This window comes from Achromobacter sp. SIMBA_011 (assembly GCF_046535435.1).
Classification (GTDB): domain Bacteria; phylum Pseudomonadota; class Gammaproteobacteria; order Burkholderiales; family Burkholderiaceae_B; genus Achromobacter; species Achromobacter dolens.
In genome coordinates, this window is the sequence record NZ_JAWRWN010001258.1 from 1 (window position 1) to 234 (window position 234).

Annotated in this window: 1 protein-coding gene; it reads right to left on the bottom strand. The window is 65.0% G+C overall.

Going from position 1 to position 234, the window contains the following annotated elements:
• Positions 1-234, bottom strand: a 234-nt coding sequence (locus SB816_RS35095) for an isochorismatase family protein (RefSeq protein WP_410548635.1), incomplete at both ends; no start/stop codon positions are given.

The following is a 234-nucleotide window of genomic DNA, read 5'->3' on the forward strand; positions in this document are numbered from 1 at the left end:
GGGATGTGGTTGGAGCACAGCGCGGCCAGGCCTTCAACGTCGTTGCGCCAGTCGCGGTGCAGCTCGCACGCCACGCCGAACCAGGTCATCAGTTGCGCACCGGCCTGGCTCATGCGGTCATGGGCGGCGTCGCGGGTCATGGCGTTGAAGGTGCCGGAGGCATCAGTCACCACGAACACATCAAACTCTTCTTCCAGAGCCGCCAGGGCCGGGAACGCAACACACACCTCAGTC